At 68.4% G+C, this 17,512-nt stretch carries 18 protein-coding genes; 6 read left to right on the top strand and 12 right to left on the bottom strand.

All coding sequences use genetic code 11. From position 1 onward, the window contains the following. Positions 1 to 93 precede the first annotated feature (93 nt). A complete protein-coding gene (locus tag ACVWYS_RS18415) occupies positions 94 to 513 on the top strand; it encodes a DUF7793 family protein (protein ID WP_202615748.1) in 420 nt (139 codons plus the stop codon). Positions 514 to 578: 65 nt separating this feature from the next. Here ACVWYS_RS18415 and ACVWYS_RS18410 read toward each other — a convergent pair whose 3' ends face one another. Then, positions 579 to 1,472, bottom strand: a complete 894-nt coding sequence (locus ACVWYS_RS18410) for a helix-turn-helix transcriptional regulator (protein ID WP_456510223.1) — start codon at positions 1,470 to 1,472, stop codon at positions 579 to 581. A 163-nt stretch (positions 1,473 to 1,635) separates the two neighbouring features. Between ACVWYS_RS18410 and ACVWYS_RS18405 the strand changes: the two genes are divergently transcribed. Both ACVWYS_RS18405 and ACVWYS_RS18400 read left to right on the top strand, forming a co-directional pair. After that, positions 1,636 to 2,679: an NAD(P)-dependent alcohol dehydrogenase gene (locus ACVWYS_RS18405; RefSeq protein WP_116765391.1), complete on the top strand. Its 1,044-nt coding sequence runs from the start codon at positions 1,636 to 1,638 to the stop codon at positions 2,677 to 2,679. Positions 2,680 to 2,690: 11 nt separating this feature from the next. After that, positions 2,691 to 3,101, top strand: a complete 411-nt coding sequence (locus ACVWYS_RS18400) for a (R)-mandelonitrile lyase (protein ID WP_456507773.1) — start codon at positions 2,691 to 2,693, stop codon at positions 3,099 to 3,101. A 161-nt stretch (positions 3,102 to 3,262) separates the two neighbouring features. Here ACVWYS_RS18400 and ACVWYS_RS18395 read toward each other — a convergent pair whose 3' ends face one another. Then, positions 3,263 to 3,838: a hypothetical protein gene (locus ACVWYS_RS18395; RefSeq protein ID WP_456510222.1), complete on the bottom strand. Its 576-nt coding sequence runs from the start codon at positions 3,836 to 3,838 to the stop codon at positions 3,263 to 3,265. 79 nt (positions 3,839 to 3,917) lie between these two features. Further along, a complete protein-coding gene (locus ACVWYS_RS18390; RefSeq protein WP_091255222.1) occupies positions 3,918 to 4,238 on the bottom strand; it encodes a GYD domain-containing protein in 321 nt (106 codons plus the stop codon). 246 nt (positions 4,239 to 4,484) lie between these two features. Between ACVWYS_RS18390 and ACVWYS_RS18385 the strand changes: the two genes are divergently transcribed. Then, positions 4,485 to 4,799, top strand: coding sequence for an antibiotic biosynthesis monooxygenase (locus tag ACVWYS_RS18385; protein WP_456510221.1), 315 nt, complete (start codon positions 4,485 to 4,487; stop codon positions 4,797 to 4,799). Positions 4,800 to 4,880: 81 nt separating this feature from the next. Here the strand turns inward: ACVWYS_RS18385 and ACVWYS_RS18380 are convergent, their stop codons facing one another. Beyond that, positions 4,881 to 5,483 (bottom strand): DUF6919 domain-containing protein, encoded by a 603-nt coding sequence (locus ACVWYS_RS18380; RefSeq protein ID WP_456510220.1) that lies wholly within the window; start codon positions 5,481 to 5,483, stop codon positions 4,881 to 4,883. Next, complete coding sequence (locus tag ACVWYS_RS18375) at positions 5,484 to 6,059, bottom strand: SRPBCC family protein (RefSeq protein ID WP_456510219.1); 576 nt, start codon at positions 6,057 to 6,059, stop codon at positions 5,484 to 5,486. Between the two features lie 283 nt (positions 6,060 to 6,342). On the opposite strand from ACVWYS_RS18375, the gene ACVWYS_RS18370 reads away from it, so the two are divergent. Further along, positions 6,343 to 7,326: an ABC transporter substrate-binding protein gene (locus tag ACVWYS_RS18370; protein ID WP_456510218.1), complete on the top strand. Its 984-nt coding sequence runs from the start codon at positions 6,343 to 6,345 to the stop codon at positions 7,324 to 7,326. 150 nt (positions 7,327 to 7,476) lie between these two features. On the opposite strand, the gene ACVWYS_RS18365 is transcribed toward ACVWYS_RS18370, so the two are convergent. Genes ACVWYS_RS18365 through ACVWYS_RS18335 form a run of 7 tightly spaced genes read right to left on the bottom strand, consistent with a single transcriptional unit; the run spans position 7,477 to position 15,196 of the window. Continuing rightward, positions 7,477 to 8,883: an NtaA/DmoA family FMN-dependent monooxygenase gene (locus ACVWYS_RS18365; protein WP_456510217.1), complete on the bottom strand. Its 1,407-nt coding sequence runs from the start codon at positions 8,881 to 8,883 to the stop codon at positions 7,477 to 7,479. A gap of 10 nt (positions 8,884 to 8,893) precedes the next feature. Next, positions 8,894 to 10,102: an LLM class flavin-dependent oxidoreductase gene (locus ACVWYS_RS18360; protein WP_456510216.1), complete on the bottom strand. Its 1,209-nt coding sequence runs from the start codon at positions 10,100 to 10,102 to the stop codon at positions 8,894 to 8,896. Beyond that, positions 10,099 to 11,016 (bottom strand): DUF1684 domain-containing protein, encoded by a 918-nt coding sequence (locus ACVWYS_RS18355; protein WP_456510215.1) that lies wholly within the window; start codon positions 11,014 to 11,016, stop codon positions 10,099 to 10,101. Before ACVWYS_RS18355 ends, ACVWYS_RS18360 begins: the two co-directional genes overlap by 4 nt. Then, positions 11,000 to 12,172 carry an LLM class flavin-dependent oxidoreductase gene (locus tag ACVWYS_RS18350; RefSeq protein ID WP_456510214.1) on the bottom strand — a complete coding sequence of 391 codons (1,173 nt, stop codon included), beginning with the start codon at positions 12,170 to 12,172 and terminating at the stop codon, positions 11,000 to 11,002. The genes ACVWYS_RS18355 and ACVWYS_RS18350 overlap by 17 nt, the downstream gene beginning before the upstream one ends. Beyond that, positions 12,169 to 13,218, bottom strand: a complete 1,050-nt coding sequence (locus tag ACVWYS_RS18345) for an ABC transporter substrate-binding protein (RefSeq protein WP_456510213.1) — start codon at positions 13,216 to 13,218, stop codon at positions 12,169 to 12,171. Before ACVWYS_RS18345 ends, ACVWYS_RS18350 begins: the two co-directional genes overlap by 4 nt. Before the next feature lie 8 nt (positions 13,219 to 13,226). After that, positions 13,227 to 14,081, bottom strand: a complete 855-nt coding sequence (locus tag ACVWYS_RS18340; RefSeq protein WP_456510212.1) for an amino acid ABC transporter ATP-binding protein — start codon at positions 14,079 to 14,081, stop codon at positions 13,227 to 13,229. Beyond that, entirely contained in the window at positions 14,078 to 15,196 is a 1,119-nt protein-coding gene (locus tag ACVWYS_RS18335; protein ID WP_456510211.1) for an ABC transporter permease subunit, read from the bottom strand. The genes ACVWYS_RS18340 and ACVWYS_RS18335 overlap by 4 nt, the downstream gene beginning before the upstream one ends. 243 nt (positions 15,197 to 15,439) lie before the next feature. On the opposite strand from ACVWYS_RS18335, the gene ACVWYS_RS18330 reads away from it, so the two are divergent. Beyond that, positions 15,440 to 17,455, top strand: coding sequence for an FAD/NAD(P)-binding protein (locus ACVWYS_RS18330; protein WP_456510210.1), 2,016 nt, complete (start codon positions 15,440 to 15,442; stop codon positions 17,453 to 17,455). The last annotated feature ends 57 nt before the right edge of the window (positions 17,456 to 17,512 follow it).

Raw genomic sequence — 17,512 nt, 5'->3', positions numbered from 1 at the left:
GCAGGGCGGCCCCGGCCATGCACCGTTGCGGTCCGCCACGCGCACCGGGCCGCATAGCCTTGGCGCACGAGGGCCGGGCCTAGAATGGTCACGATGATGTCAGGACATATAGCCGCTGCTAATGGGAAGAACGTGCTGAGCGTCAGCGCGGGCATCATCACATCGGTCTGGTTGCCCGGCTCCATTGTTGACGTCCACGACGCCAGGGACGCCATGCGGGCCGTCGAGCAGATCAGCGGGGGAATCCCGATGCCGATGCTCTCTGAAATGACCGACGTGGAGATCAGCGCGGCGGCCAGGTACGAGTTCGCGCAGACTGCGGGTGTTGTGGCGATTGCGGTGCTCGGATCCAGCACTGTGGACCGAGTAGTCGCGGCGGCAATGAGCCGGCACACCCGGTATCCCCACGAGTTCTTCACGTCCCGGGACGACGCCATGGCCTGGCTGAGCAACTTCGCCGCCAGCGTCAGCCGGCCCGACGGATACACGGACGGCATTTCGGCCCTGACGTGACAGCCGCGGCCGGGTCGCGGTCAGCGTTCGTCAGCAGTGTCCGGGCCGCTAAGCCTTGTCCGCACCTACACCTTGTCTACAGCGGCGGCGGCCTCGGCTTCCTTGACCTGCCGGTTGGTCGCGGCCCAGCTGGCCAGGAGCCGCAGCGCGTCCTCCGACGCCGAGCCTGGCTCGGCCGTGTAGATCAGCAGGGACAGCCCGGCGTCGGCCGAGACATCCATCGCCTCATACATCAGGTGAAGGTCCCCGACCACCGGGTGGTGCAGGTTCTTGACCCCGGTGTAGTGCTCGCGCACATTGTGCGCTGCCCACAGGGTGCGGAATTCCTCGCTCCTGGTCGAGAGCTCGCCGACGAGGTCGGTCAGCCCGCGGTCATAGGGGTCCCGGCCGGCCTCGGTCCGCAGGATAGCGACGGTGTCATTCGCCGCACGCTCCCAGTCCGGGTAGAAGCTGTGCGAGCGGGCGTCCAGGAAGATGAACCGGGCATGGTTGGCCGGGCGGGCGGCGCCCGCATACATCTCCGAATACAGGGCGTAGCCCAGCGGATTGGCCGCGAGGATGTCCATGCGCCCGTTCCGCACAAAGGCCGGCGCGCTGGTGATGGCGTTCAGCGACAGCTGAACGCTCCGGCGCACGGACTCCGCAGGACGGGGACGACGTCGGGCCCGGCTCCCCGGGGCCGCCGCCCGGGCCAGATCGAAGAGGTGGGACCGTTCGGCGTCGTCGAGCTTCAGAGCCCTGGCCACGGCTTCCAGCACACCCTCCGACACCCCGGACAGGTTTCCCCGCTCCAAACGGGTGTAATACTCGACGCTGACGCCGGCCAGCATGGCGACTTCCCCGCGGCGCAGCCCAGGCACCCGGCGTTTGGCCCCGTAGACCGGCAGCCCCGACTGCTCGGGCGTGATCTTCGCCCGGCGCGAGGCAAGGAACTCGCGGACCGCGTCTCGATTATCCATGCCATCAACGTTAGGCGCTACGGGCCTCTGAGGGAGACCCTGCCAGTACCCCTATCAGCAGGGACTCCCTTGGGGGCGCGATCCACGGTTTGATGGATGGTGTTCCGTTGAACAACCCCCAACGACGGAACCACCCCCCAAAGACCAACAAGCAGGAGATTCATTGCTCACCGTCAACGCTTACGCATCACCCTCCGCGACCGAGCCGCTCGTCCCCACCACGATTGAGCGCCGCGATGTGGGCCCGCATGATGTCCTGATCGAGATCAAGTTCGCCGGGATCTGCCACTCGGACATCCACACCGTCCGCGGCGACTGGGGACCCCAGTCCTACCCGCTGGTCCCGGGCCACGAAATCGCCGGAATTGTCGCCGAGATCGGCTCCGCCGTCACCAAGCACGCTGTCGGAGACCGGGTCGGCGTCGGCTGCATGGTCAATTCCTGCGGCGAGTGCGTCAACTGCCAGGCCGGCGAGGAGCAGTACTGCCTCTCCGGCAACACCGGCACCTACGGCGCCGTCGACCGTGACGGCACCATCACCCAGGGCGGCTACTCCACCCACGTGGTGGTGACCGAGGACTTCGTGGTCACCATCCCCGAGGGCATCGAGCTCGACGTCGCCGCGCCGCTTCTGTGCGCCGGGATCACCACCTACTCGCCGCTGCACCACTGGGGCGCCGGCCCCGGCAAGAAGGTCGCGGTCGTCGGCCTGGGCGGGCTTGGCCACATGGCCGTCAAGATCGCCCACGCCATGGGCGCCGAGGTCACGGTCCTCTCCCAGTCGCTGAAGAAGCAGGAAGACGGGTTGCGCCTGGGCGCCGACCACTACTACGCCACGAGCGACGAGAACACCTTCACCGAGCTCGCCGGCAGCTTCGACCTGATCATCAACACGGTCAGCGCATCGATCGACATCAGCTCCTACCTGCAGCTTCTGGCCCTCGACGGCGCCCTGGTCAACGTCGGCGCCCCCGCTGAGCCGCTCCCGGTGAACGCATTCGCCCTCATCGGCGGCCGCCGTTCCTTCGCCGGCTCGATGATCGGCGGCATCCGTGAAACCCAGGAGATGCTCAACTTCTGCGCCGAGCACGGCCTGGGTGCCGAGATCGAGGTGATCCCGGCCGGCAAGATCAACGACGCCTACGAGCGCGTCCTCGCCTCGGACGTCCGCTACCGCTTCGTGATCGATACCGCCACCCTGAACTAGAGGAAGTGCCAGTGGAAATCCAAGCCAAGAAGCCGAGCGTCAAGGGTCCGGGGCACATGTTCACCGGCGACGTCTGGTTTGACGTCATCGCGGCCCCGCAGCCCGAGCCGTCCCGCATGCGCGTCAACGCGGTTCACTTTTCCCCTTGCGCCCGCACGGCCTGGCACTCGCACGCCGTCGGGCAGACCCTGCACGTCACCGAAGGCATCGGCCTGGTCCAGGCCCGCGGCGGCGAAGTGACCGTGATACGGCCCGGCGACACCATCTACACCCCGCCAGGCGAATGGCACTGGCACGGCGCCGCACCGGATCATTTCATGACGCACCTTGCCATGTGGGAAGGCGTCGGTCCCGACAGCGACCAGCCGGAGTCCGAATGGGGCGACCTCGTCACCGACGAGGAATACAACAGCGCCACGTAGCACCCAGTTCCAAACACCGGCGCTGCCATTGCGGGGTCCCTCCACCCACCCGAGGGGCCCCGCAACCGCACGCCCAATCATCGGTGGTTTTGAGCCGGTGGTTTTGAGTAAATGGTCTTGTCGCGGACGACGTGACGCGGATGGTCCCGGCCGGGATCCAGCTACGATCCCGGGGTGGCCGGGACCATCCAGAAACCTGCCACTTCGCCGGCGCCGGGCCCGGTCGTGCGCCGATAGGCCTGGGCGTAGACCGGCCCCGCGGCAAGGTCCACCTGTGCCTGCGTCGCCTTTCCGCAGTCGAGAGCCAGCTCGAGCTTCCCGCCGTCCCGGAGGCCGTCCTGGGTAATCGAAATGTTGCCGGTGGGCGCGCCGACGCAGCCGGCCGTCACCGTGTACGTCCCCTTCGGTAAAGCCTTGACCGACTTGCGCACCCCGGCGCCGCCGAGCCCGCCAGCGCCTTCCAGGACGATCCCGTCCGGCCGGGCGCCGAGCACGGCCCCGAGGTCGTGAAGGTTGCGGGTCTCCGCCATGGCGAGTTCCGGACCCACAGGAGACGGCGGCGGAGGCGCCGCGCGGCGCGTCCTGGTGGGCGCCGCCGTCGTATCTCCCACGTCGTCCGAGTACTCACACGCCGCCAGAGCCGTTGCCGCGCCGGCCACAGCCAACAGCAGCGCCACGCCCCGCATCCAATGTCTTCCCCCGCCGCGCAGCTTGCCCAGCGACCTGCTCAGTGACATGCCCCGAGCCTACTGGACCTGGGACCCGCAACGCCGCGGGCGGGTCCCGGGGTGGCCGCGGCGGGACCGCAGTGCTGATCTACTGCCCCGGCGGCCGGTACGACGGCGTCTTGCTGGCTGCTGCGTCAAGATCCTCCAGCGTCATGAGCGGCTTGAGGGTCAGGCTCACGGCACCGGTGGAATTGATCATGAGCGACAGGGCGGCGGCGCTGGCCTGATCGGGGATGTCGAAGACCCCGAGGACGTCGGTGTCCCCGAAGGCGTAGTAGAAGCATTCGAGGGTGCCGCCCACCGACTTGAGGGCTTCGACCACCGCATCACGCCGCTTCGTGCCGCCTTCACGCATGAGGCCCTTGATGCCGTCGCCCACGTAGTTTGCTTCGAACAGATATTTGCTCATGGTTTTCCCTATCCTGTGATGCCCAGGATCTTGGCCTCCGCAGGTGTGCCCGCTACCCGACGATGGATGGTCCGAGGCTGGCCCCAGAGCGGGGCTCTGCCCACATGCTAGGCCTTCCGCCCCCACCCATACAACGGTTCGTTGACGGGCGGCAGCGACGCCTCGGGCAATCCGGCCCTACCGCCGTGCGGGGGACAGGAACATAATCGCCGTATCAACCCTGTACGGAGCATGGAGGTGGTCGACGTGTCTGTTTACACGCTCGGAATTTGGCTGGTGCATCCCGGCCGCGAGAACGATTTTGTGCAGGCCTGGCGGGATCTGGCCCGGAAAACCAAGGAAGATTTTCCCAACGCCAAAGCCGTGCTCATGCACGACCGTGACGTCAAGAACCGGTTCATCAGCACCGGTCCCTGGGATTCCCTGGAACAGATAGAGCAGTGGCGGGATTCTGCCCTGTTCAAGCAGAGCGTCGAGGCAATGAAGGACATGCTCGAGCACTTCGAGTCCCGCACCCTGGACGAGGCCGCCAGCATCGGCTGGGATGCCGCCGACATGTAACCTCTCCCGCACGGAGGCCGGCACGCACGGAGGCCGGCTGGCGGCGCCGGGTGGCCGCGCAGCGACGCCCGTTCAGGCGGACTATCCGGACTGCAGCGCCTCAAACACGGCGGGCAGCAGGACATCGTTCCTGCCCCAGAAGGGGTCGAAAATTTCCACGTACCAGGCATCCGCCAGGACGAGGGCCAGGGTCTCGTTGGTCTCGGCCGCCCAGTCCCTGAGCTGGTCTTCTCCCACCGGTTCTTCGCTGCTACCGAGCACGGTCACGACGGCGTCGTCCTGCACGGTCACGGGGATGGAAGCGGTGCTGGCCTCCCCGGGGGCGTGGACGACCGTCACCAGTTCGGTCCGGGTGGACAACGCCAGCAAAGCCGACGCCGTCTCCGGGTTGCAGAACGCCGTCACGTAGGCCCGCTGCGCGAGTCCTTCGACCTCCACACCCGGCTGTGATTCCTTGGTGAAGAGCCCGTTCCGGTTGAGGCGGGCGAGCTCGCCGGCGATGGCCGTGGTCTCGTCGTCGAACCCGGGCGAGAAGACCCCCGGCTGGTACTGGCTGTTGCCCTCGAGCCAGCGGGCGGTCAGTTCGCCGGCGGCCGCGATGCTGGTGGCCTGCCGCCAGACTTCACGATCAGCGAGGAGCCGGCCGAAGCTGTCCCGTTCGGTCGTAAACCTGTCCTCTGCCATTCAGGCCTCCCCTGTCGCGAATTGGGCTGTGAATTGGGGCGCGGGCTGCTCTGCGGGATGTGTTTCGGGCTGTATCGCGGGCTGTCCCTGCGGGGCGTGGTGCTGCAGCAGGAGCGACAGCCGTTCGCAGCTGACCCGGAGAGCCTCGAGTTCGCGTCGGCCGTAGTCCTCGATAATCCCGTTGATCCGCTCGGCGAGGTGCTCGTCGTCGACCTCGAACGCGTGATTGAGCGTGACCATCGTGAGCCCGTCCGCCTGCCGGATCTCCCAGTCGCCGCTGAGCTGCTGGAGCGGTGCTTCCAGATTCAGTTGCTGGAACTCCGCGCGGTGGCGGGCGGCATTAAAGACGCGCCAGCAGTGGCTTGAACTGAGCGAGCCGTTGGACACCACCGACGTTCGGAGCTCGTGCGTGGTGTCGTCGCCGCTGACGCGCTCCGAATAGACCGTCAGTCCGTCGAGGTACGGCCAGTGCGAGGCGTCCCGCAGCATGCTGAAGACCAGGTCCGCCGGGGCGTTGATGCTGAGCCGGTGCGTGGTCCGGTGCGTGGTCCGGTGCGCAATGCGCGGCGTGCTCACTGACAAGTTCACCCCTCCTGTGTCGCGTTGTCTTTCTGCCGGTCTTCTATGCAGGCTAGGCCAGTTGAGCCCCGCCGTGAACAATTCCGTCCCGCCGCGTCACGAAGTGCAATGTGCGGTAACACTGGGCCCTTCCAGGCCCCGCCAGCGGACTCCGGATGAACGGCTGTTACCGCCTGTATCCCTTGGTTTCACCCGGTTTCACGGCGCTTTGACCGGCTTTTGTAGGCCCCGGATAGTTGCTGGCACCAGCACCACCGACAATTACTCTCAAGGGGAAAACATGTCCAGTCTTGCATTCAAATCGGGTGTCACTGTCGCCCTAGCGGCCAGCACCCTCCTGGGTCTTGCGGCCTGCTCCGATCCCGGTGCCGCAGCTGCCAGCGGCACCACGGCGGCGCCGTCGTCCTCCTCCGGTGTCAAGCAGTTCAACCTCTCGCCGCAGCAGGACCGCATCAAGGTCACAGTGGACGCCGCGGCAGCCAAGCTTGTCCCGGACGCCATCAAGAAGGACGGGAAGCTGACCGTGGCCGTGAGCCCGTTCGCGGCGCCGCTGGCCGTCTACGCGACCGACAACAAGACGCCGGTGGGCAACGAGGTGGACATCGCCGTCGCACTGGCCGAGTCCCTGGGGCTGGAGGCGGACATCGTTCCGACCGCGTGGGCCGACTGGCCGCTCGGCGTCGAATCCGGGAAGTATGAGGCCGTGCTCTCCAACGTCACCGTCACGGAGGAGCGCAAGCTCAAGTTCGACTTCGCAAGCTATCGCGAGGACAAACTGGGCTTCTACGCCACGGCGGACAGTGGCATCACCAAGGTCGAGTCGGCACCGGATGTCGCGGGCAAACGCGTCATCGTCGGCTCCGGCACCAACCAGGAAGCGATCCTACTGCGCTGGGATGAGGAGAACAAGAAGAACGGCCTCAAGCCCGTGGACTTCCAGTATTACGACGACGACTCCGCCTCCCAGCTGGCGCTCCAGTCCGGCCGCGCGGACCTAACCTTCGGTCCCAACGCCACGGCAGCCTACAAAGCCGCCACGGACGCCAAGACCAAGCTGGTGGGGCTCGTGGACGGCGGCTGGCCGCTGAAGGCGAGCATCGCCGTCACCACCAAGAAGGACAACGGCTTCGCCGCCGCGGCCCAGGCCGGACTGAACCACCTGATCCAGGACGGCATCTACGCCAAGATCCTGGACCGCTCGGGGCTCTCCGCCGAGGCCGTCACGACGTCGGAGCTGAACCCGGCGGGCCTGCCGAAGAAGTAAGGCCGCCCCAAGCGTCGATTGCTCCGTAACCGCCCTTCTGCGGGCTGAAAACGGCGGCTACGGAGCAATCGATGGTGACAAGTAATCCCCCGCCGGGAACGTCTCCGGCGGGGATTACTTGTGTCTGCCTGATGGTAGGGGCGCGGGCCCTTAGGCCGTGACCGGGCTGGCCTCGACGGCGGCGTCCGTGCGGACCGGCGTGGCCAGGCCCAGGTTTTCCCGCAGCGTGCCGCCAGCGTACTGCGTCGGGTACACCCCGCGCTCCTGCAGTTCCGGGACGAGGTGGTTGACGATGTCATCGAGTCCGGTGGGAATGAGCCACGGGGAGATGTTGAAGCCGTCGACGGCGCCGGTCCGGGCGTACTCGGCCAGCCGGTCCGCCACCTCGGTGTAGGAGCCGGTGAAGGTCGAGTCGCCCCGGCTGGTTTTGGCCGACACGAACTGGCGGATGGACAGGCCCTTCTCCTTGGCCTCGGCCCGCCACTGGTCCGCGAGCTGGCGGGCCTTGGCGCCGTGGAAGCCGCTGCCGCGGGTTTCCGAGGTTTCCTCCACCACGGGGTCGATCTCCGGCAGCGGGCCGTCGGGGTCGTAGCCCTGCAGCTCCCGGCCCCAGAACTGCTCGAGGTAGGCGATGGCCTGCTGCGGGCCGATCTGCAGGCTGCGGACCCAGGCTTTCTTCTCGAGGGCTTCCTGCGGCGTGGCGGCGAGAATGAACTCGCTGGCGGGGATGATCTTTACGTCATTGGCACCCCGGCCGGCCCGGAGTGTGCGCTCCACGATGTCGCGACGGAAGTCCAAGGCGTCCTCGAGCTGCGGGTGCGCGGAGAAGATGACGTCCGCCTGGCGGGCGGCGAAGTCCCGGCCCTCCGGGGAATCCCCGGCCTGGAACAGCACCGGCCGGTATTGGGCGCTGCGCGGCAGCCGCGGGGTGACGTCCACGGAGTAGTGCCGGCCGGTGTGGCGCACGCGCCGGACCGCGCCCTCCGCCGACCAGCGGGCCGAGGAAGCCGAGGCCGCGATGGCGGCGTCGTCCCACGCGTCCCAGATCCGTTTGGCGGTTTCGACGAAGGCCTCGGCGTGCGTGTACCGGTCCGCGTGGTCCAGATAGCCGCCGCGCCGGAAGTTGGCGCCGGTCCAGGCATTGTCCGTGGTCACGATGTTCCAGGCCGCCCGGCCGCCCGAGAGCAGGTCCAGTGTGGAGAGCCGGTGTGCCAGGTCTGCGGGGTCGTTGTACGTGGTGTTCTGGGTTGCGACCAGGCCGATGTTTGTGGTCACGGCGGCGAGGGCGGCCAGGGCCGTCTGCGCGTCGGGCCGGCCGGTGACGTCGAGTGCGTGCGGGCGGCCGAGGTGCTCGCGCAGCCGCAGGCCCTCGCCGAGGAAGAACGCCGCGAACAGGCCGCGCTCGGCGGTCTGGGCGATGCGACGGAACGATTCGAAGTCCGTCTGGGACCCGGATTCGGCTGTTTTCCAGACGGTTCCGGTGTTAACGCCCTGGAAGAAGACGCCCAGCTGGAGTTGCCCGGACGGGGTGAATTCGGTGGAGGTGCTGTGGCTCATGATGGGCTCCTTAGTTTTCCGCGCCGGCGGCGGTCGTTGAGATGCTGCCCGCGGCGCCCGCCGGAGTGCTGGTGGCTGCGTATCGGCTGGCGGGCCGGGCCAGCCCGAGCTGCTCGCGGAAGGTGGCGTCCGGAGTGTTGGGCGCCAGGAGCCCGCGGCGGCGCAGCTCCGGCAGGACCAGCCGCGAGAGTTCCTCAACATCCGTGTCCAGCACGGCGGGGTGCAGGCGGACGCCGTCGGCCCACGCCAGCACCTCAGTGAGCAGCTCGGTCAGCTCGGCGGCCGTCCCGACGAACCGCGCCCGCGGGCTCTCCCACGCGGTGTGGCCGTTCAGTACGGCAAGCCTGTCCGCGGCGGCCTGGCCGCGGGAGTCCAGCACGACGTCGAGCTCGGCAATCAGCGCAGGCTCACTCCTGCCGCCGGCCAGTCCTGCCCGCGTCCCCGCGAGCTCGGCGGCGAGGAGCTCGGGTGCCGGGGCCGAGACGAGGAGCGCATCGGCCGCCCCGGCCGCGACGGCCTCCGGGGTGAGAAGGCCGGCCGGTGCCAACACGGGCAGCTGGCCCTGAAGGGGCCGCGGAATGATCGACGGACCCTTCACGGAATAGTTGCCGTTGTCGACGTCGATGTAGTGCAGCTTGTCGACGTCGAGGTAGCGCCCGGTGGAGACGTCACGGATCACGGCGTCGTCCTCCCAGGAGTCCCAGAGCCGGCGGCTGACCTCGATCGAATCGGCGGCCTCCCGGGAGAGACCCACCCCGCGCACCGTGTCCCGTCCGACGGCGGCGGCATCGGCCGCGCTGGGCGACGCCGCCACGAGCCAGCCGGCCCGTCCGCCTGAGACGTAGTCCAGGCTGGCCAGCTGGGTGGCGATGTGGAACGGCTCGGTGTAGACAGTGTCCGCTTCCGGGATGAGCGCGAGGGACCGCGTCACGGGACCGGCGAACGCGGCACGCTGCAGGGCGTTGAGCCGGGCGGTATCATCCGGGCCGGGCTGCCCTGGCAGGGCGGAGTCGGGCAGGCCGGGGTCGGAAAGCGTCGCGGCGTGGAACCCGGCAGACTCGGCGGCGAGCACGGCGCCGCGGAGGCGGTCCGGGGACAGCACGGCGCCGGGCACCGGGCGGGAAGCCCGCCACGCGGCCGGGTGGCTGCCGGCGCCGTCGAGCTCCAGCAGCAGGAGGCCGCGGCCCCGCGGCTGGTCATTGGGGGGAGGAGTGCTCATGATGCGTCCTGACGTTCGTAGGGGATCTGTTCGCCGGCTTCAACTGCCACCGGAAGGCGGTTCTCGGCCGGGGGCAGCGGGCACGTGGCGAGGTCGGTGTAGGCGCACGGCAGGTTCACGGCCCGGTTAAGGTCCAGAGAAACTGTCCCGTCGGGGCCCGGCGCCGGCACGGTGAGCGAGCGGTTGGCAGCGTAGGTGGACTTGCCCGACGTTGCGTCCGTGAACAGCACGGACAGCGTGCCCGGGGCGTGGCCGTTGAAGGCGGTGAGGCTTAGGTCCTCACCGTGCAGCCGGAAGCGGATCTCGCCCGGTGCCGCATAGACGTGGTGGATTCCCTCGACCGCCGCGCCCACCGTAGTGGGGCGCGGTTCGGCGAACGGGACGAATATTCCTTGAATGGAATATTTTGGATCGGGTGCGTAGGCAGGCGTGCCGCGGTAACCCGTGAGCAGCGGATTGAGGGGATGCCGCGGCCGCACCACATAGCGGCCACCGCGCTTGGCGAGCTCGATCACCGTGTGTCCGGCTCCGGCATCCTCCACCCGCAGGTTGAGCCCTTCGCGCTCGGAGATCGGGCCGAGGAACACGGTGGCGCCGGTGGCGTCCGGGTTCAGCTCCTGCCCGTCCCGGAGGACGCGTTCGCCTGCCCCCAAAACCAGGCGGACGACGTCGTCCTCTATGCTCCACGTGCCGGGCGCGCCGTCCAGGCGGGCGGGCGAGGCGTCGAGCCAGTGCAGATGGGTGACGGCGAGGAAGCCGTGGGGATCGGCGCGGTGACGTTCGTGCACCGCATGCCAGTCAGCCCACGCGGCCTCGAACGCCCGGTCGGGCGTGCTTCCGGCGTCCGTGGTGCCGGCGTCCCGGGAGCGGCCGGCGGTTTCAGCGTGCGCTGACGTATCAGCGGGTGTAGACATGCGAGCTCCTGTGGGTGTTGTGGTCGGCTGCGACGCGGACCGCGGCATCGGGTTCGGCACCTGTTGTGCCGGCGGGGCCGGACTCGGGACGCCCCGCGTAGGGGTCCCCGGAGCCCCAGAGTGTGGTGGGCGCGGCGGCACGCACGACCGGAATGACCTCGAGCGCGAACCGCTCCAGAATCTCCAGCTGCTGGTCGAAGGGCAGCGTGGTGGGCAGGGAGATGGACTGGAGGTCATGGCCGTAGAGCGAGTGGTAGCTGAGGATCTTGTCGATCACCTGCTCCGGGCTGCCCACCAGGGCCGGTCCCTCGGCCACGGCGTGGTCGATGTCGCGGTACGGGGAGTTGTTCCCGGGAACGTTCCGGCCGGTCGTAAGGGCCTCGTAGACCGGGCCGAACTGCCGCTTGGCCTCCTGCGTGGTGTCCGCGATGAACACCCCGCCCGCGCCGGAGCCGGAGCCCAGGTACTGGTGGCGGGGATCGTGGCCGTGGCGTTCGTATTCCTCGCGATAGTGGTCGATCAGCACCTTGTAGTTTTCGCGCGGCTGGATCGCGTTGGCCGTGAACAGCGGGTCGCCCCACTGCGCCGCCAGGGCCGCAGAGGTCAGGCTGGTGGCCGAACCGTGCCACACCCGCGGCGCGCCGGAGAACGGACGGGGCGTCGTCGTGGTGGGCTCGGTCAGGGCGGCCCGGAAGCGGCCGGACCATGTGACATTCTCCTCGGTCCACAGCCGGTGCAACAGGCCATACTTCTCGGCGAGGAGCTCCCACTGATCCGCGAGGTCCAGGCCGAATAAGGGATACTGCAGCACTTCATTGCCCTTGCCGATCACGAGTTCCAGCCGGCCGCGGCTGAGCTGATCGATCGTGGCATAGTCCTCGGCGACCCGTACCGGATCCAGTACGGAGAGCACGGTCACGCCGCTTTGCAGCCGGATCCTGGAAGTGACTGCGGCGATGGCGGCGAGCACCGTGGTGGGGGAGGAGGAGATGAACTCGCCCGCATGTCGTTCGCCGACCGAGAAGCTGTCGTAGCCGAGTTCCTCGGCCCGGCGCGCCGTTTCCACCACCTGGTTGAGCCGGTCCGCGGTGGAGACGATCTCCCCGGTGACGGGGTTTTTCAGGTGCGGGATGATGTCGAGGACCTGGAACCTCACTGTGTTTTCCCTGTCTCTGTCTTCCCTGCGGGGCCCGTCCCGAAGTTTGCCTCGGTGAAGGTCTTGGACTCGGGAAGGGCTTCCTCGGAGAGTCCCCAGCGGTCCAGGACCTTGGCGTAGGAGCCGTCCTTGATCGCGGAGTTCAGTGCGTCCGTGATGGCCGGGGCCAGGCCGTTGCCCTTGAGCGTGGTGGCCGCGACCAGGGTCTCGGACGGCCAGCCGGCGTTGACCTTGCCCACCACCTTGAGGTCGTCGCGGGTGTTTTCCCGGTAGGTGACGGACGGATAGGGCGCCAGGTTCAGATCCGTGCGTCCGGAGGACAGGGCCAGGATGGTGTCGGCATCGGAGGAGTAGTACTGCAGCACCGCCGGGGCCTTGCCCTTGGCCTCCAGCTCCTTGTTCCAGGCGATCAGGATCTTCTCCTGGTTGGTGCCGGAGCCCACGGAGATCTTGAGGCCGGAGATGTCATCGGAACCCCTGATGTTGTAGCTGGAGCTCTTCTTGGCCTCGAAGCCCATGTACGCGGCGCGGTAGCTGGAGAAGTCGAAGAGCTTCACGCGGGCGGCGTTGATGCCCACATTGGAGAACACGGCCTCGAAGTCGCCGGACTGCGTCTTCAGGGGCCAGTTCTCCCAGGAAGTGACCTGGACATCCAGCTCCAGGCCCAGCTTGTCGGCGACCAGTTGGGCCAGGTCCACCTCCACCCCGATCGGGGTCTTGTCGTCGGTGGCGTGGAAGGACAGCGGGATCGCGCCCGCCGTCGTGGCGACGGTGAGCTTGCCGTCCTTGCCGATCAGCGCGGGGACCTCCGCGGCCGCGGCCGCGTCCTTCCCGACCCGGATACGCTGCTGGTCCGGCGAGGTGTTGTAGACGACGCCGTTGCGCGCCGCCGTCGTCGCGGGCTGCCCGCCTGACGCGGCGGAAGCGCCGGGATCGGAGCAGGAGGTCAGGGCCAGCGTGCCGGACAGGGCTCCGAGGAGGACGACGGCGGGAAGCGCCGCGGGCTTTCGACGGCGGACGGTGCGGAGGGCGGGACGGATTGCCATGGGTTTCCTTAGATGTTGAAAGCGGGCTCGATCACCTTGGAGAAGAAACTCCGGGTGCGGTCTTCCTGCGGGTTGGTGAAAATCTGTTCGGGTGTGTCTTGCTCCACGATCTGGCCCTGGTCCATGAACACGACCGTGTCTGCAACGTCGCGGGCGAAGCCCATCTCATGCGTGACGATGATCAGCGTGGTGCCGGAGTTGGCGAGCTCGCGAATGACGTCCAGCACCTCGTTGACCAGTTCCGGGTCCAGCGCCGAGGTGGGCTCGTCGAAGAGCAGGATCTTCGGGTCCAGGGCCAGCGCCCGGGCGATCGCGACGCGCTGCTGCTGGCCGCCGGACAGCTGGCGGGGGTAGGCGCCGGCGCGGTCCTTCAACCCCACCCGGTCCAGCAGTTCCAGCCCCCGTTCGCGGGCCTCGGCTTTGGAGAGCCGGGGTTTGCCGGCACGGGGTGCGACGACGGGCGCCTCGGTGACGTTCTCCAGTGCGGTCAGGTGCGGGAACAGGTTGAAGTTCTGGAACACCATGCCGATTTCGGTGCGCTGCCTGAGGATCTCCTTCTCGCGGAGCTCGTGCAGCTTGCGGCCCCGGACCTCGTAGCCCACCAGGGTGCCGTCGATGGCGATGAACCCGGCGTCGACCTTTTCCAGGTGGTTGATGGTGCGCAGGAGGGTGGACTTGCCGGACCCGGAGGGTCCGACGATTACGGCGACTCCGCCGGGCTCGACCGTCAGCGAGATGCCCTTGAGGACTTCCGTGGCGCCGAAGGACTTGCGGACCTTCGTGATCTCAACGAGGCCCCGGGTGGATTCCCGGGCTGCGGTCGTTTCCAGGGCTCCGGCGGCCGGAAGGACCGAGGTGCTCATCGGGTGCCTCTTTCTTGGGTGGTTTCCCTTGTTGCGGGTGCGTGGGTGGCGAGGAACTTGCGGGCCTTCTGCAGCGGGGTCAGGGGCAGTGTGCGGACCGCGCCCTTGGAGTAGTGGCGCTCGATGTAGTACTGGAAGACGCTCAGGACCGAGGTGATGACGATGTACCAGAGCGTGGCCACGAGCAGCAGCGGCAGGACCTGCTGGGTCCGGTTGTAGATCACCTGGACCGTGTAGAAGAGCTCGGAGTAGGCCAGGACGTAGACGATCGAGGTGCCCTTGACCAGGCCGATGACCTCGTTGAAGGCCGTGGGCAGGATGGCGCGCATGGCCTGCGGCAGGACGATCCTGGTGGAGCGCCGCCAGGCCGGAATGCCCAGCGCCGCGGCGGCCTCCAGCTGGCCCTGGTCCACGGAAAGGATGCCGCCGCGGATGATCTCGGCCGAATAGGCGGCCTGGTTCAGGGTGAGGCCGAGGACGGCCGCGGCGAACTGGCTGATCAGGGTGGTGGTCTGCGCCTCGAAGAAGCGCACGTCCGTGAAGGGGAGCCCTAAGCTGATTTTCTCGTAGAGGTAGCCCAGGTTGTACCAGAGCAGCATCTGCACCAGCAGCGGCGTCGAGCGGAAAATCCAGGAGAACGTCCAGGACACGGAGACCAGCAACGGGGACGCGGAGAGCCGCATCAGAGCCAGGATGAAGCCCAGGATGAAGCCGAGCGCGCCCGAGATCGCGGTCAGCTTGAGGGTCTCCAGCAGGCCGTTCACGATCGACTGCGCGGTGAACCATTGCGCTACCACGCCCCACTCCCAGCGGGGATTCGTGGCCAGGGACCAGGCGATGCCGGCGACGCCGAAGGCGACGACGGCCGTACCGACCCAGCGCCACGGGTGCCGGGCCGGGACCAGCCGGTAGTCGGCGTAATCGGTGGCGGCCTTGCGGGCCGTTGACCCAGTGCCGGGCTGATCGGCGGGTGTCGGGGCGGCGGGTTGCGGGACGTCGTGTTCCAGGATGGCGGGTCCGGAGGATCCGGCGGGTGTGGTGTCGGGTGTGGTTCCGGCACCGGGGGACGCCGGCTCCGGGGCGGACTGCGCCACCGGGGTTGCTGTTGAACTCATGCGCCACCTCGCTTCTTCCAGTTGGTGTGGGGGTTCGGTTGGCTGCCAATCTAGGGCCGCGCGAAAACGGCGGGCAAGGCGCCAAGTTGCATGCGTTCACGCGGGTTCGCACGGCGTCACACGACGAATTATTGCCTCGATTTGCGCCGCGTTACGCGGGGTGAACGGCCGTGACCGGCGCCTCGACCGGCCCCGTTTCGGGTGCCTAGCATGAGGGCTCCGAACCAGACCCAGGAGGCCCTCATGCCAGCGAATTCCCCGTCCGTGGTCCTCATCGGCGGCGGCCCTCGCACGGCCGGGTTGCTGGAACGCCTGGCCGCCAACCGGCAGGAACTCTTCGCCGGCCCGCTTCACGTCCATGTTGTGGAACCCCACACGCCGGGGTCCGGCCGGATCTGGCGCTACGAGCAGGACGCCGGGCTGATGCTCAATTCCACCGCGGCAGACGTCACGATGTTCACGGACGCCTCGGTCCAGTGCGAGGGACCTGCCGTCGATGGTCCGGGACTGGCCGAATGGGCCGCCGGGGTCCTGGACGGCTCGATCGCGGACGTGCCGGAGCTCCCGGAGAGACTCCGGGCCCAGCTCGGTTCCCTCACCGGCGCCACCTTCCCCACCCGGCAGCTGCAGAGCGTCTACCTCGAATGGTTCTTCCGCCGCGCCGTTGCTGCCCTCGGACCGGAGACCACCGTGACGGTGCACCGGGACACGGCGTCCGCCGTCGAACCCTCACAGGGGGGCCCGGAACGGGTCGACCCGGGACAGTTAGACCCGGAGCAGGGCGACCCTGGCGTGGACGGGTACGGCGTCCGGCTGGCCGGCGGCGCGGCGCTGCACGCCGACGTCGTGGTGGCCTCCCTGGGGCACACCGATTCGCTCCCGGACCGCGAGTCTGCCGCCTGGGCCGGCTTTGCCGCCCGGCACGGCGCGTTCCACGCGGCGCCCAGCTACACCACCGACGTCGATTACTCACCGATCGCCCCCGGGCAGGACGTCATTGTCTCCGGCATGGGCCTGGCGTTCGTGGACCTGCTGGTGCTGCTCATGGAGGGCCGCGGCGGCCGCTTCGAGGAACTGCCCGACGGCGGCCTGCGCTACCTGCCCTCCGGTGCCGAGCCGCGGTTGTGGGCCGGATCCCGCCGCGGCGTGCCCTACCACTCCAAAATCACCTCCACCCTGCGCGGTGACGCTGCGGGAGAGCCCAAGTTCTTCACCGCCGGGGCCGTCGAGGCGCTGCTGGAGGCATCCGGCGAGCTGGACTTCCGCGCCCAGCTCTGGCCTTTGATCGCCAAGGACGCCGGCTATGCGTACTACCGCGAGCTATTCACCGGTTACCCCGAGCGGGTCCGGACCGGCTGGGAGGAATTCGCCGAGCGCTTCTCCGCCGCGGACTGGTACAGCCGGGAGCGCCACCGTCTCGTTGTCGAATCCGTCCCCGACGCGGAGCTCCACCTGGACCTTGAGCGGCTGGACCGTCCCTTCGAGGGCCGCGTTCTTGCTGGTCTTGCGGAAGTCCAGGCCGCGGTGGCCGCTCACATCGGCCGCGATCTTGAGCTGCGGACCGGGCCGGACCATTCGGAGACGATGGCCCTGTTCATCTCCCTGCTCAAGGCCTATATGGACCTTGGCCGGCTGGTTCCGTCCGAGCGGTTGAACGCGCGGTCGCAGCGCGAGGTCCAGGGCTGGTGGCACGGCTTCTTCAGCTTCGTCGATTCCGGGCCACCGCCGCGCAGGCTCCGGGAGATGCTGGCGATCCACCGGGCCGGACTGCTGCAGTTCCTGGGTCCGGGGCTGGAAATCGAGGCCGCGGAGTACTCGGGCCGGTTCGTTGCCACCTCGGCGCAGTCCAGGATCACGGTGTCAGCGGCGGCCCTGATCGAGGCCCGGCTTCCGGAGCCGTCGGTGGTCCGCTCCGCAAATCCGCTGCTGCGCCAGCTGCACACCTCCGGGCTCGGCACCGAACAGCAGCTCCTGACCGCGGACGGCACCCACGCGACGGGGCGTCTGTTGGTGTCCGCCCACAACGAGCTCATCAGCCCGGTCGGGGAGCGGCGCGAGAGGCTGTTCGGCGTCGGGCCCGGCACCTCCGGCTGGGGCGCGGGGGGCTTCGCGCGGCCCAAGAGCAACGCCGCGCCGTTCCGCGAAAACGACGCCCTGGCCCGGCGCATCCTGAACCTGCTGGCCGGTCATACGGGCAACCACGGCAGCAACCACCACGCGGTGCCGCAGGCCGCCGCCCGCGGAAAGGACCGGCCATGACTCCGTCACCACCGGACGACTCACCCTTGCGCGACTTGCCCGCGGACAACGCGGACA

Source organism: Arthrobacter sp. TE12231, from assembly GCF_054062895.1.
This window is presented reverse-complemented; position numbering and strand designations above follow the sequence as displayed.

Bases quoted from the DNA above. Each gene is read 5' to 3' on its own strand.
- ACVWYS_RS18415 (WP_202615748.1), top strand. From the start codon at position 94: ATGATGTCAGGACATATAGCCGCTGCTAATGGGAAGAACGTGCTGAGC.
- ACVWYS_RS18410 (WP_456510223.1), bottom strand. From the start codon at position 1,472: ATGGATAATCGAGACGCGGTCCGCGAGTTCCTTGCCTCGCGCCGGGCG.
- ACVWYS_RS18395 (WP_456510222.1), bottom strand. From the start codon at position 3,838: ATGTCACTGAGCAGGTCGCTGGGCAAGCTGCGCGGCGGGGGAAGACAT.
- ACVWYS_RS18390 (WP_091255222.1), bottom strand. From the start codon at position 4,238: ATGAGCAAATATCTGTTCGAAGCAAACTACGTGGGCGACGGCATCAAG.
- ACVWYS_RS18380 (WP_456510220.1), bottom strand. From the start codon at position 5,483: ATGGCAGAGGACAGGTTTACGACCGAACGGGACAGCTTCGGCCGGCTC.
- ACVWYS_RS18370 (WP_456510218.1), top strand. From the start codon at position 6,343: ATGTCCAGTCTTGCATTCAAATCGGGTGTCACTGTCGCCCTAGCGGCC.
- ACVWYS_RS18365 (WP_456510217.1), bottom strand. From the start codon at position 8,883: ATGAGCCACAGCACCTCCACCGAATTCACCCCGTCCGGGCAACTCCAG.
- ACVWYS_RS18360 (WP_456510216.1), bottom strand. From the start codon at position 10,102: ATGAGCACTCCTCCCCCCAATGACCAGCCGCGGGGCCGCGGCCTCCTG.
- ACVWYS_RS18355 (WP_456510215.1), bottom strand. From the start codon at position 11,016: ATGTCTACACCCGCTGATACGTCAGCGCACGCTGAAACCGCCGGCCGC.
- ACVWYS_RS18345 (WP_456510213.1), bottom strand. From the start codon at position 13,218: ATGGCAATCCGTCCCGCCCTCCGCACCGTCCGCCGTCGAAAGCCCGCG.
- ACVWYS_RS18340 (WP_456510212.1), bottom strand. From the start codon at position 14,081: ATGAGCACCTCGGTCCTTCCGGCCGCCGGAGCCCTGGAAACGACCGCA.
- ACVWYS_RS18335 (WP_456510211.1), bottom strand. From the start codon at position 15,196: ATGAGTTCAACAGCAACCCCGGTGGCGCAGTCCGCCCCGGAGCCGGCG.
- ACVWYS_RS18330 (WP_456510210.1), top strand. From the start codon at position 15,440: ATGCCAGCGAATTCCCCGTCCGTGGTCCTCATCGGCGGCGGCCCTCGC.